Origin of the sequence: Paenibacillus sp. ISL-20, assembly GCF_018613005.1 — a bacterium.
Taxonomy (GTDB): domain Bacteria; phylum Bacillota; class Bacilli; order Paenibacillales; family Paenibacillaceae; genus Paenibacillus_AQ.
On sequence record NZ_JAGGRD010000026.1, the window covers coordinates 22,502 to 34,421 of the forward strand.

The window sequence follows — 11,920 nt, forward strand, 5'->3', positions numbered from 1 at the left end:
TTCAGAATGTCAAGCATGAAAAAGACAGGCATACTTAATGAGCGATATGATCCAGCACTTGCCGCAAGATCCCGATGACATGCTCATCTTCATACGTATAAAAATATGTATTCCCGTCCCTGCGGAATTTGACCAGTCTTAAACTGCGCAGATAGCCAAGCTGGTGGGATACCGCCGACTGACTCATGCCAAGCACCTCGGCAATATGGCCGACCGGGCATTCTTCTTGCGAGAGCAAATGAAGAATGCGGATCCGCGTCGGATCCGAAATGGCCTTCAGCAGTCGTGACGCTTCCATGGCCTGATCTTCGTGCAGCAGCTCATGGTGCTCTTTTTCCATAAACTAATCCCCTCTTCTCCATAATAGCTTGAACGATTTCGCGGGCATCCCGTGAAACTCCTGCCAAGAGTGCGGAGCCCCGGTGCGTCTGCCAAGGCAAACCTACATAATAGAGCCCCTTCACCGGACTGATACCGCGTGTATGAATAACAGCCTTCTTATGATCCAGCGCTTGATCCACATGAAGCCAATCATAGCTGGAAACAAAGCCGGTTGCCCAGATGATATTCCGAACCTTAAGCTCCGTTCCATCCTCGAATCGCATTCCGCAAGCACCGGCATCAACGGCTCTCTTTTTCAACACCACTTTACCGCACTTGACCGCTTGTTTCAATTCATATCCAAAAATCGGGTCTCCCCGACGCTTCAGCTTACGTCCCACCCAGGAGGAACCGCTGGCTGATAAAATGCCGAGTTTGTCCAACCACCAGAACATCCCCTTGCCCCCAACGGTCATGGGTAAATACCGCGGCGGCTGTCCAAGAGCCAAATACGTTTCCCGACCGCCAGACAGTTCGACCGCAATCTGCGCCCCGCTGTTCCCGCCGCCAACAACAAGAACGCCGTCCTCTTGAAGCTGAGCAGGTCGCCTGTAATCGGAGGAGTGCAGCTGGACAATATCCGCTGGAGCCGAGGCTGCAAACGCCGGAATGCGAGGCTGCCGGAACGGCCCGGTAGCGATAATCAGCGACTTCGCATGATATTCTCCCTGATGGGTATCGATTATAAACCTGTCTTCTTCCTTACGGACACACTTCACATCCGACTCAAACTGAGTGGGCAGCTCAAACCGTTCTGCATAGGATTTTAGATAGGAAGCCATTTCATCTTTGTCCGGGAACCCGTCCGGATCCCCATCTAACCTCATTCCATGCAATGCACTGTGAGTTCTCGGTGTAAACAACTTCAGCGAATCATATCTCGTCTTCCATGCATCTCCTGCCTCCGATTCCCGATCCAACAACAGAAACTTCATCCCTGCCTGCTGCAGCCAATAACCGGCTGCCAATCCTGCCTGCCCCGCGCCGATAACGATTACATCCCACATCATATAGGTATCACTCCTATTATATGAATAATTGCTCATATGTAGATATTACATGGATCTTGTTCTCCCTTCAAGCATAAAATAGTGATTGCATCGTCAAACGCCGCATGAAACTCGAATAAATATCTGATGAATTCAGTTGACAACACACGCATTCAGTCATACTATAGGCATAAAGTTGCTTCGAGGAAACATTATATGCTCGGCCCAATTTAGTAGGGAGAGGTTAAACTTTATGGATGAGACAAAGAATAGGCAGCATTTGCATCAGGCAGCGCTCGGCGAGCGGTTTCTGATTGAACAGGTGGATATACGCGGAGAGCATAAACGGCGGCTTCTGGACCTCGGATTCGTTCCGGGCTCCGTTATCGAAGTGCTGAAAGCCAGCCCGCTTGGTGACCCCACCTCTTATAGAGTAGCAGGTACCGTCATTGCATTAAGAAAAGAAGAAAGTCAGTTAATCTGGGGTAAGGTGATGTCATCATGAGAACTTTTACTATCGCACTGGCTGGCAACCCGAACACGGGCAAAAGCACGCTTTTTAATGCCCTCACCGGCCTGAAGCAGCATACCGGCAACTGGTCCGGCAAAACAGTCAGTCTCGCAAGCGGCAATTACGATTACAAAGACACCCGCTTCCAATTTATCGATCTGCCCGGGACGTACTCCTTGTTCTCCAACTCGGCCGATGAAGAAGTGGCGCGCGATTATATTATTTTTGAGAAACCGGACGTTACCCTGCTGGTTCTGGATTCTACGGCGCTGGAAAGAAGTCTTAACCTTGCGCTTCAAGTGCTGGAAATGACCGACCGGGTCATCGTCTGTCTGAATCTGATGGATGAAGCGAAGAAAAAAGGAATTAAGATTAACGCACGAAAGCTAACGAATCAGCTCGGTGTTCCCGTCATTCCGATATCGGCCAGAAATAACGATGGGCTGGATACCCTGTCCGAGCAGCTGCTTCTGATGTGCACAGGGCAGACTTCTACTACGCCTTACCGGATGAAATATAACGAACAGCTGGAATCGCAAATTTCCGGCCTGGAGTCCGAATTACGAGACATTTTCGGCGACGAATATCCAGCCAGATGGCTGGCCATCCGCTTTCTCGATGGAGACCGGAAGCTGATCGCGACGCTGAAAGACCGATTAAAAGCTTCGGATAAAGGGGGGAGCTCACTTGGAACAGCTAAAGCGCTTGGAAGCTCTAACAGCCATCATTCCTGCTGAGCAGGTAGAGGATGTTCGGGAAGATATCGTGGGCGAGTTATTCAAAAAATCCCGCGAGCTGTGCAGTGACGCTGTCACCGTGACCAACCGGGAGCTTCTGTACCGTTCCGAGCGTCTGGACCGCATCTTCACCTCCAAGCTGTGGGGATTTCCGATCATGCTGGCCATGCTCGGCGTTATTTTTTACTTAACGATCGCTGGGGCTAACGTGCCTTCTTCCATGCTGGCAAGTTTCTTTGGCTGGATCGAAGGATACCTGACAATGGCCTTTCAGGCCCTCCATGCTCCCGATTGGCTCTATGGTGTGCTGATACTCGGATTGTTCCGAGGTACCTCCTGGGTTGTTAGTGTCATGCTGCCTCCCATGGCCATCTTCTTTCCGGCCTTTGCGCTGCTTGAGAACTATGGCTATTTGCCTCGGGTAGCCTTTAACCTGGACCGCCTGTTCAAAAAAACGGGAGCTCATGGCAAGCAGTCCCTTACCATGGCGATGGGATTCGGCTGCAATGCGGCGGCCATTATGTCGACCCGGATTATCGAGTCGCCGCGGGAGCGGATGCTCGCCATTCTGACCAACAACTTCGTACCCTGCAACGGTCGCTGGCCGACCCTGATCCTGCTGGCCTCCTTGTTCATGGCTGCAGGTTTCTCGGGAGGAGCCCAGACACTCGTGACGGCTTCCGTGGTTATGGGCATGGTGCTGATCGGTGTCGTTGTCACGCTCGCGGTATCATGGGGATTATCCAAAACCGCCTTGAAAGGCATTCCTTCCCACTACACACTTGAACTGCCGCCATACCGTAAACCGAAGATTCTGAATACGATTCTCCGGTCAACCCTGGATAAAACCATCTATGTCCTGCGCAGAGCCATTATCGTAGCGGCGCCTGCAGGCGTGCTTACCTGGGTACTTGCCAACATCTATATTGGCGATTCCAGCATTCTGGTTCATTTCGTTGAATTCCTTGATCCGTTTGCGCGCGCGCTCGGACTCGACGGCTTCATTCTGATGGCCTTCATCATCGGACTTCCCGCAAATGAAATCGTCCTGCCAATCCTGCTGATGGGATATTTGGCTACGGGCTCCCTGACTGAGGTTACCGATATGTTTGCCCTTAAGCAAATCTTCCTGGATCAAGGCTGGACCTGGCTGACCGCGCTAAACATGATGCTGTTCTCGCTGCTCCACTATCCTTGCGGAACCACGCTCGTCAACATCTGGAAGGAGACCAAAAGCGCGAAGTGGACGTTCCTGTCCTTTGCCATCCCGACGGCTATCGCAATCGGTGTTACCTTCCTTGTTACTCAGGTGGCCCGGGCATTGGGATGGGTTTAACGACCTCTTCTTCTGATAGCCACGCTGCAGATAGAGATGTATATAAAGCAAACGAGCCACTCCAAGAAGTCTCTTGAAGCGGCTCGATATTTTTTTACCCGGAAATGGATGAGTTCTATGAAACTTAACCTTTCACCGAACCTGCAGCGATGCCTTCCACGATTCGATCGCTGAGGAAAAGGAACATCAGCAGAATTGGTAAAATACTAATCATCAAGGTTGCGCCGATAGCACCCCAATCGGTTGTATACTGTCCGATAAAGTTCTGCACGCCGACGGTAAGTGTCTTGAACATATCCGAGCTGATGAACGTATTCACGAAAATAAACTCGTTCCAGTTATAGATCATGTTAATGATGGCTGTTGTCGCCAGCACCGAGCCCGTCATCGGAAGCACGATTCGAAAGAAAACCCGGTGAACCGAGCAGCCGTCCACGACCGCCGCTTCTTCGACTTCCTTCGGCAGCGTGTAGTAGAACCCGAGCAGAATCATAATCGTAATCGGCATATTGAAAGCCACGTACGACAATATCAAAGAAACCGGATGATCGGTCAAGCCAACCTTGTTGAACATGCTGAACAGTGGGATCAAGGTGGAATGAACCGGAATCATCATGGCAACCATGAACAAGCCGAGGACAAAGGAACTGCCCTTCCACTTCATTCTCGTAATCGCGAAGGTTACGAGACTCCCTAATATGACCGTTAGCGTTGTTGCTACGACGGTGATCCAGACGCTATTCAGAAAAAAAACGCTGATGTTGCCGGCACTCCATACCTTCTCGTAATTTTCCCAGCGCGGATTCATCGGAAGGGACAGCGGAGGAAGATCGAATACTTCCTGATTGTTTTTTAATGAGAACAGCAGCAGCCATACGAGCGGAAACAGCTGGAATACGGATACGCCGATCAGCACGATATACAGCAGCGTGTAACCCAGCTTGCCTCCCACTCCGTTTCCGGATCGGGCGCGCCCGTCTTGGAGCTGTCCTGTGGCTCCGGATATCATGAAGTTTCCCTCCTTATGAATATTGGATCGTTTCTTTTGATGCCGTTAATTTCCGGATGACCCACGTTACGATCAGACAGATCACCAGCAGGAAGAACCCGATCGCGCTGCCATAACCGAAATCATAAGCGCGGAAAGCCGTATGATACATGTAGGACGCCATCACTTCGCTCGCGCCGTTAGGCCCCCCGTCCGTCATGACAAAGATGAGGTCGAAATATTTCAAGGAACCTACCACCGCCAGCACGATCGTAACCTTAATCACTTCCATGATGAGTGGAAGCTTGATCCGGAACGCAATTTGCATGGAGGTTGCCCCGTCGATCTTGGCAGCTTCAACCAGCGATGCCGGGATGTTCTTCAGAGCTGCATAATAGATCAAAATATAAAAACCGGCATACTGCCACAGAATCGGAATAAACAAAGCGAACAAGACAAGTGACGACTCAGCGAGCCATGCCGGCGGGTTCGTGATCCCGATGGACTCCAGGAAGCTGTTGACAATCCCGTTCGTCGGGTGGTAAATGCGCAGCCACAGCTGCGCGATCGCAACGGAGGACAGCAGCATGGGTATGAGATAGATTTTGCGGAACAGGTTGGCGCCTTTGATCTTGGAGGCCAGCACCATCGCCACGGCCAGATAGATCATAAGGCTTGCAGCCGAGAATACGGCTAACAGCAGGGAGTGCCATGCACTATCCCAGAACTTGCTGTCCGAGAGCAGTGCCTGGTAATTATCAAGTCCGATAAAGGTCATTGCACCAATGCCGTTCCATTCGTTCAGTCCGTAATAGGCGGTCAATAGAATTGGAATATAAACGACGGCCATAATCACAAGCAGTGCAGGCAGCACGTACAGCGCGATGATTTTTTTGTTGGACATCACTTTATCCAAAGTGTCCGGCTCCTTTCGCCATATGGTCTAGAGGAAAGATTTATCCGGCATCACTGCCGGATAAATCAGGGTCCCGTTTCTTTGTTGTCCTAAAGAGTCTTAGTTCCCTTTGGAGATCGCTGCATCATGCTCTTCGGAGAATTTGTCCGGCGTCACGGCTTTGCCGAAGAGCGCCTGAATCATGTTCAGATGCGTCTCGGCGGCATTCGCCTCCATCTGTACATCCGCGAACAAGGTGATACTGCTTGCTTGATTCATTTCATCAAACAGATCGATGTACAGCTGTGGAAGCTCAAGCGTTGAGGTATCCACCTTCGTTGCCGGGATGACACCAGCACCTGTAACGGACTGCTCGCCCCACTTGGTTACGAAATACTCAACGAACTTCTTGGATTCCTCTTTCACCTTGGAATTCTCGCCGATAAACAAGCCAACACCCGGTCCGCCTACCCAACTGTTAATACCGCCTTTGCCGCCTTCAACCGTCGGGAATTTGAAGAAACCAACGCTGTCGCGGAATTCTTGCGGGATCTCTTCATTGGTCGTAAAGTTAGGCAGTTCCCAGGTGCCCATCATGTACATGGCCGCTTTGCCGTTCAGGAATTCGGATTTCGCTTCCTCATTGGACAAGCCGTTGAACCCTTTGACAAACGCATTGCCATCCACCAGCGATTGAACCTCGGCGGCTGCCTTTACAAGCGATTTATCCTTGAAGGAACCCGAACCGCTAATTGCACTGGCAAGCGTTTCTTGTCCACCGATTCGATCTGCCAGGTACATGTACCAGAGCGAACCGGTCCAGCGATCCTTGTTACCAAGTGCGATAGGAGCAATCCCGTTATCGAACAGCGCTTTCACAACATTCTTGAATTCTTCATAAGTTTGCGGCACTTCTAAGTTAAGCTGTTTGAATATCGCTTTGTTGTAATATACCGGCGCGATATTGAACTCGAGTGGAAGCGCATACGTTTTGCCGTCAATGGCATAAGCCTCGGTCGTGCCGGCTACGAATTTGCCATTAAGCTGACCACCCAGCAAATCATCTACCGGTGCAAACAAGCTACCTTCTACATAGGGCTTCAGGAATCCGGCTGCCCAGGTCACCCCTACGTCCGGAAGCTCGTTCGACGCGGAAAGCACTTTCAATTTATTTTTGTATTGCTCATTATCCAGAACTTCCTGTTTGATCGTCACGTTCGGATTCTCTTTTTGATATTCTTCGATGATCTGATTCACGATTTTGTTCTGTCCTGCAGAAACGCCTGCCGGCCATAAGTGCATGAAGTTCACCGTAACTTTCTCGCCTTCGCTGCCGCTGCTGCCTGAATCCCCCGTGCTGCTGTTGCTCGATCCACAACCAGCCGCAACCAGAGCGAGACACAATGTTAAAAGCAGAACCGTCCATTTTTTGTTGAACACGTTTACAACCCCTTTTCTAGTATGCTGTTTGCGTATTGAAACCGCTTTAATCAAATTCTATCAGTGAGGGGATGATTGCATAAGGTCATAATGATTGGGACTAATTCCACTTTTATTAGATTTCCGCCCCGCTATCAGATACGCTATGGCGGTATTGACTCGGGCTTACTTCCTCAAGGTCACGGAACACCTTCACAAAATATTTTGCCGTTTGGTATCCTACCTTCTCTGCAATTTCCGCGACAGGCAGCGATGTGCCAGCCAGCAGCTCCTTGGCCCGCTGCACCCTGCGGCGCGTCAGATATTCGCTGAAGGTGAGCCCCGTCTGCTCTTTGAATAACACGCTGAAATAACTGGCATTCAGATGAAGCACTTCTGCCACTTCCTTAAGCGATACCGACTCCTGAAGATGCTGATCCACGTGCTTCAGCGCTTCCTGTACCTGGATGCTGTAACGCTTATCCTGCTGCGACGTCTCCAGCAGCTTGGGATCCACCAGCTTCTCCATCCGCTCAATCCGATCTATTTTTCCCCGGCGTTCCAGAGCCGATTCGACCGCAGCTACCAGCTTCCGCTTATCCAGCGGCTTCAGGAGGTAATCCACGACGCCATATTGCAGCGCTTTACGGGCATAGTCGAATTCCGAATAACCGGATATAACAATAATGACCGGCGGATGCTCTAATTCATGCAATCTCTCAATGAGCTCAAGTCCCCCGATTTCCGGCATGCGGATGTCCGTCACCACCAGATGAGCCACCTGTCCCTGCAGCCACTCCAGCGCCTCTACGCCGCTTGATGCCGTCACGATTCTGCAGCGGCCAAACGACCATGCCTCCAGGGTCTTCCTTACCCCTTCCCTCGTTCTCGGTTCATCATCCACGATCAGTATTGTTTTCATGGCTTTTCCCCCTCCCTATCGTTAACATGAAAATCATTCGGAATTTCGAATGAGATCGTCGTTCCCTGACCTACCATGCTGTGAATACGCAGGCCGGCTTGCCCGGAAGCGTAATACAACCGGATTCGTTGCTCTACATTGGCAATGCCGACACCGCTTTTTTTAGAAGATTCAGCATAGCCTTTTTCCATAGAGGAATACAGAGAGGCCACCGTCTCATCGTCCATTCCGGGGCCATCGTCGGTAACCGAAATGATCGTAAATCCAGGGCGATCGGAGGCATTCGCCCGCACAATGACGGTGCCTGGCCCCAATCGCTGCTCAACCCCGTGCAGGATCGCATTTTCCACGATCGGCTGAATCAGCAGCTTCGGAATCGGCACGCTTTTGCTAGCTTCATCTGCCTCGATTTTCCAGGATAATCGGTCCAGCATCCGCATTTTCATAATCATCAAATAACGTTCAGCATGATCCAGCTCATCTCTGACCGATACCCACTCATCCTCGTCTTTGCGGTTAATGACATAACGGAATAAGCCGGACATCGCAACCACGATTTGGGCCAGCTCTTCTTCGCCTTGATCATCCAGCGCCCAGTAAAACGCTTCCAATGTGTTAAAAAGAAAGTGCGGATTGATCTGCGCCTGCAGCGCTTTAAGTTCTGTCCGGCTCTGAATGATCTCCTTCTGATACACGACCTCAATTAATTCGTTCAGCGAATCCACCATCTGGTTGTACGAATTGTTAAGCTCGTTGATCTCCATCGTCTTCGAGGTGACGGCAATGGGCCTCAGCGTCCCCAGTCTCACGCCGCGCATGGCTTTGATCAGATTCAAAATCGGCCGGATGATCATCGTGGTCAGTATAAAGCTTAAAATCAGAAACAGCAGCGCACCAACGCCCCCAGATACGATAATCGCGGTTCGCAGCACCGATATCCCCTCAGTCGTATAATCGACAGGTGTCAAGATGACCAAGTTCCAGCCCGTGGCCTCAGACTGTTTCTGTACGGCAATGTAATTTTCATGACCGAGCGTAACCGTCTCCCCTTCGCGGTACAAAACCTCCTTCGCATCCACCGGGGTAACAAAATCCGACGAGATTTCATTCCCCGCCTGATCAAACAATCCCATCGTTTCACGCGAATCGCTGCCCGTGCCGCCATCCGAATCCGCCAGCGCAAAATAATCCTTCTCCAGCTTCACGAGCAAGTACCCGCCGTGGGCAAAGGAATGGTCAATCAGCCGGATTCTCCGTACCGCTACCACCACATCCGGATCCCGGGGATCCTGACCGAACCATACCAGCTTCCCCATGCCCTGGTCTGCCGCAGCAATCCAATCGCCCCTAACCCGGCTGGTCAGATGGCCTTCATCCAGCGGAAACAGCCGCCGATAGTCCTTCGTATATAATTCCAGCGACCGAATGCCCGTAGCATAGGCTTCATATTTACGAACCTCCTGTTGAAGGGACTGCCGTTCTCCGAATGTAATCGGCTTACCCGCAGTCTCCTGAGCCAGAAAGCGCTGAACCGTAGCGTTCGTCGAGACTTGAGCCGTCAACGTATCCACCTGCTTGAGCAGCGCATCCAGCTTACCGGTGGCCTGCACGGCCGTCTGCTGAATATGCTTCTCTGCGCTGTTGCGCAGCAAGGCCGAAACCTGATCATACACAAACACCCCGACCAATGCCAATACGATAACCATCACCAGCATAAATCCAAGGAAAATTTGATTCCGCAGTGTATTCAGCCTGCCAAACCTGTTCAAGTTCTGCACTCCCTTTCGATTAAGAACCGTTACACACTATAGGGGATATAATTCCTGATGTCGCTCAAGCTCTCTTTTGCAATCGGTGCACAGCCCTCTTACAGCGCCGGAGTCATCCGCGTAAAAGATTAATTGACGCTTGCGGCGGCATTTACTGCACGCTTGTCCATCCTGTCCGCTCCGGGTTCGCGTTTTTGTTTTTAAATGGATGACATTACGCTCACTTCCGCTGCTTTTTTTGCGCCTGAACCCTACAATTACAAGAAGAACTAGAACCACTCCGGTCCCGATCATCCAATCCATGTTTATTTCACCTCCGACATGTACAGGCTATTTGTACAAAATACCTACAAAACGATTAACAGATTCGCACCCCATGATCACGTATAAACGACGTCGCTACATCTAATACCAACTGCGAACATTTTAACATATCTCTATTTGTAATGGCGGTGCGGGCGCATTCCCAATCACAAAATACAACCGGGTTCCCGGAATGAAAACACAAAAAAGCCTTCTCACTCCCGTTGCTACGGGAAGGAAGGCTTTCGCTGTGCTTTCGTTCATGCAACCGGCATGGTGTCAGATCTTCAACTCACCGAGTTTTATCAACTCAACGACAGCTTGCGAACGGCCCTTGACGTTTAACTTCTGCATGACATTGGAGATGTGGTTACGCACCGTCTTTTCGCTAATAAACAACTGCCCGGCGATATCGCGAGTCGTTTTATCCTGAACTAGCAATTCAAATACTTCGCGTTCACGGTGGGTTAACAAGAACTTACTGTTGTGGTCGGTCCCCTTCAATGGTGTCACCCCTCCTTGCCCGGGTATGTGTGGTCTAACAAGGGTAAGGGATACAGTCAACTCATCTTATGTCAGATCAGGGGGGAAGGTGCGAAAGAGGCCAACAATTTGGGCGATTGGCCCGTATAGGCGATTTTTGTCCTTGCTTCCTCTCGAATGTTGGTCTATGATGAGGGTGTAAAAATTATTTTCTTTATTTTTTCGTGTTTTTAAAAATTATTTTCAAAACTAGAATCCCATTCGTTATGCCCAACAATAAGCTCACCGGGAACCTTGAAGGAGGCTTTTGATGACACCAATCTTGCATATTATTTCTGTCGAAAAGGAAAGTCTGCCCCGTCAAGAACGACGACTCGCAGAGTTTATTTTGACAGCTCCATCCGAGATTGTGCATATGGGCATTAAAGATCTTGCAGAGCAGTGTGAGGTCAGCGCTGCCACTGTAACCCGTTTTTGTAAGAACTTTCAGTGTAAGGGGTATCCTGATTTTAAGCTCAAGCTCGCCGCGGAGATCGCACATGCCGAAATGGCTTCGCGCACGGGAAATACGCGCTACCAGGATATCGTTGCCGGCAACCCGCTTGCCGGGATCGTTGAGGCGATTGAATCCAATCATCTGACTTCGATCCGGGATACGACAGAGCTGCTCGATTTGGGTCAGTTGGAGCGTGCCGTGGATGCCCTATGCCGCGCGAAGCGAATTGATCTGTACGGAGTGGCTACCTCTTCCATTGTGGCACAGGACTTCTACCAGAAGCTGATCCGGATCGGCAAAAACTGCACGGCTTTTGCAGATTCGCATATGCAGATCACATCCGCCTCCACACTGACTTCAGGCGATGTTGCCGTGGCTGTTTCATACTCCGGCGAAACGCCAGAGACCATCGATGCGTTGAATTGTGCCAAAGACGCCGGCGCCTTCACGGTCAGCATCACGTCGTACCGAAGCAGTGCCATCTCCGCTCTGGCAGACATCACACTGTATTCATCTTCATTAGAGGAAGGAATGCGCCGGGGAGACATGGCTTCGCGTATCGCCCAGCTTCACATTATTGACATCCTGTTCATGGGTATGGCCAGTCGGGACTTCTCTACGTATATTCCCCGTCTGGAGCAATCATATCTTAATGTTCAAAACTATCGCAAAAGCCGAGGAGGACAATAAC

13 protein-coding genes are annotated in these 11,920 nt (G+C 50.7%); 4 read left to right on the forward strand and 9 right to left on the reverse strand.

Annotated features, from left to right (window positions below; all coding sequences use genetic code 11):
- Window positions 1-34: 34 nt before the first annotated feature.
- Both J7E85_RS16500 and J7E85_RS16505 read right to left on the reverse strand, forming a co-directional pair.
- Window positions 35-340 carry an ArsR/SmtB family transcription factor gene (locus J7E85_RS16500; RefSeq protein ID WP_215159549.1) on the reverse strand — a complete coding sequence of 102 codons (306 nt, stop codon included), beginning with the start codon at window positions 338-340 and terminating at the stop codon, window positions 35-37.
- Window positions 321-1,388, reverse strand: a complete 1,068-nt coding sequence (locus J7E85_RS16505) for a flavin-containing monooxygenase (RefSeq protein WP_251035783.1) — start codon at window positions 1,386-1,388, stop codon at window positions 321-323. Before J7E85_RS16505 ends, J7E85_RS16500 begins: the two co-directional genes overlap by 20 nt.
- Window positions 1,389-1,623: 235 nt before the next feature.
- On the opposite strand from J7E85_RS16505, the gene J7E85_RS16510 reads away from it, so the two are divergent.
- The 3 genes from J7E85_RS16510 to J7E85_RS16520 are packed head-to-tail and all read left to right on the forward strand — an operon-like array spanning window position 1,624 to window position 3,954.
- Window positions 1,624-1,875: a FeoA family protein gene (locus J7E85_RS16510; protein ID WP_098742506.1), complete on the forward strand. Its 252-nt coding sequence runs from the start codon at window positions 1,624-1,626 to the stop codon at window positions 1,873-1,875.
- Window positions 1,872-2,618 carry a FeoB small GTPase domain-containing protein gene (locus J7E85_RS16515; protein WP_215159557.1) on the forward strand — a complete coding sequence of 249 codons (747 nt, stop codon included), beginning with the start codon at window positions 1,872-1,874 and terminating at the stop codon, window positions 2,616-2,618. Before J7E85_RS16510 ends, J7E85_RS16515 begins: the two co-directional genes overlap by 4 nt.
- On the forward strand, window positions 2,569-3,954 hold the full coding sequence (locus J7E85_RS16520; protein WP_215159559.1) for a nucleoside recognition domain-containing protein: 1,386 nt from the start codon (window positions 2,569-2,571) through the stop codon (window positions 3,952-3,954). Before J7E85_RS16515 ends, J7E85_RS16520 begins: the two co-directional genes overlap by 50 nt.
- A gap of 124 nt (window positions 3,955-4,078) precedes the next feature.
- Here the strand turns inward: J7E85_RS16520 and J7E85_RS16525 are convergent, their stop codons facing one another.
- From J7E85_RS16525 to J7E85_RS16555, 7 genes are all read right to left on the reverse strand, one after another.
- Window positions 4,079-4,963 carry a carbohydrate ABC transporter permease gene (locus tag J7E85_RS16525; protein ID WP_215159561.1) on the reverse strand — a complete coding sequence of 295 codons (885 nt, stop codon included), beginning with the start codon at window positions 4,961-4,963 and terminating at the stop codon, window positions 4,079-4,081.
- Between the two features lie 13 nt (window positions 4,964-4,976).
- Window positions 4,977-5,858, reverse strand: a complete 882-nt coding sequence (locus J7E85_RS16530) for a carbohydrate ABC transporter permease (protein WP_215159563.1) — start codon at window positions 5,856-5,858, stop codon at window positions 4,977-4,979.
- A gap of 99 nt (window positions 5,859-5,957) precedes the next feature.
- Window positions 5,958-7,277 carry an extracellular solute-binding protein gene (locus J7E85_RS16535; RefSeq protein ID WP_215159565.1) on the reverse strand — a complete coding sequence of 440 codons (1,320 nt, stop codon included), beginning with the start codon at window positions 7,275-7,277 and terminating at the stop codon, window positions 5,958-5,960.
- Window positions 7,278-7,392: 115 nt separating this feature from the next.
- The gene (locus J7E85_RS16540; protein WP_215159567.1) at window positions 7,393-8,178 is read right to left on the reverse strand and encodes a response regulator transcription factor; all 786 of its coding nucleotides are present in this window, start codon (window positions 8,176-8,178) and stop codon (window positions 7,393-7,395) included.
- Complete coding sequence (locus J7E85_RS16545; protein ID WP_215159569.1) at window positions 8,175-9,947, reverse strand: cache domain-containing sensor histidine kinase; 1,773 nt, start codon at window positions 9,945-9,947, stop codon at window positions 8,175-8,177. The genes J7E85_RS16540 and J7E85_RS16545 overlap by 4 nt, the downstream gene beginning before the upstream one ends.
- A gap of 36 nt (window positions 9,948-9,983) precedes the next feature.
- A complete protein-coding gene (locus J7E85_RS16550; RefSeq protein WP_215159571.1) occupies window positions 9,984-10,250 on the reverse strand; it encodes a hypothetical protein in 267 nt (88 codons plus the stop codon).
- Between the two features lie 279 nt (window positions 10,251-10,529).
- A complete protein-coding gene (locus J7E85_RS16555) occupies window positions 10,530-10,754 on the reverse strand; it encodes a helix-turn-helix domain-containing protein (protein WP_006208732.1) in 225 nt (74 codons plus the stop codon).
- A 289-nt stretch (window positions 10,755-11,043) separates the two neighbouring features.
- Between J7E85_RS16555 and J7E85_RS16560 the strand changes: the two genes are divergently transcribed.
- Complete coding sequence (locus tag J7E85_RS16560; RefSeq protein WP_215159573.1) at window positions 11,044-11,919, forward strand: MurR/RpiR family transcriptional regulator; 876 nt, start codon at window positions 11,044-11,046, stop codon at window positions 11,917-11,919.
- Window position 11,920: the final 1 nt, after the last annotated feature.

Excerpts from the sequence above, each read along its gene's own strand:
- J7E85_RS16510 (WP_098742506.1), top strand. The coding sequence starts at position 1,624 with ATGGATGAGACAAAGAATAGGCAGCATTTGCATCAGGCAGCGCTCGGC.
- J7E85_RS16550 (WP_215159571.1), bottom strand. The coding sequence starts at position 10,250 with ATGGATTGGATGATCGGGACCGGAGTGGTTCTAGTTCTTCTTGTAATT.
- J7E85_RS16540 (WP_215159567.1), bottom strand. The coding sequence starts at position 8,178 with ATGAAAACAATACTGATCGTGGATGATGAACCGAGAACGAGGGAAGGG.
- J7E85_RS16505 (WP_251035783.1), bottom strand. The coding sequence starts at position 1,388 with ATGTGGGATGTAATCGTTATCGGCGCGGGGCAGGCAGGATTGGCAGCC.
- J7E85_RS16500 (WP_215159549.1), bottom strand. The coding sequence starts at position 340 with ATGGAAAAAGAGCACCATGAGCTGCTGCACGAAGATCAGGCCATGGAA.
- J7E85_RS16515 (WP_215159557.1), top strand. The coding sequence starts at position 1,872 with ATGAGAACTTTTACTATCGCACTGGCTGGCAACCCGAACACGGGCAAA.
- J7E85_RS16560 (WP_215159573.1), top strand. The coding sequence starts at position 11,044 with ATGACACCAATCTTGCATATTATTTCTGTCGAAAAGGAAAGTCTGCCC.
- J7E85_RS16525 (WP_215159561.1), bottom strand. The coding sequence starts at position 4,963 with ATGATATCCGGAGCCACAGGACAGCTCCAAGACGGGCGCGCCCGATCC.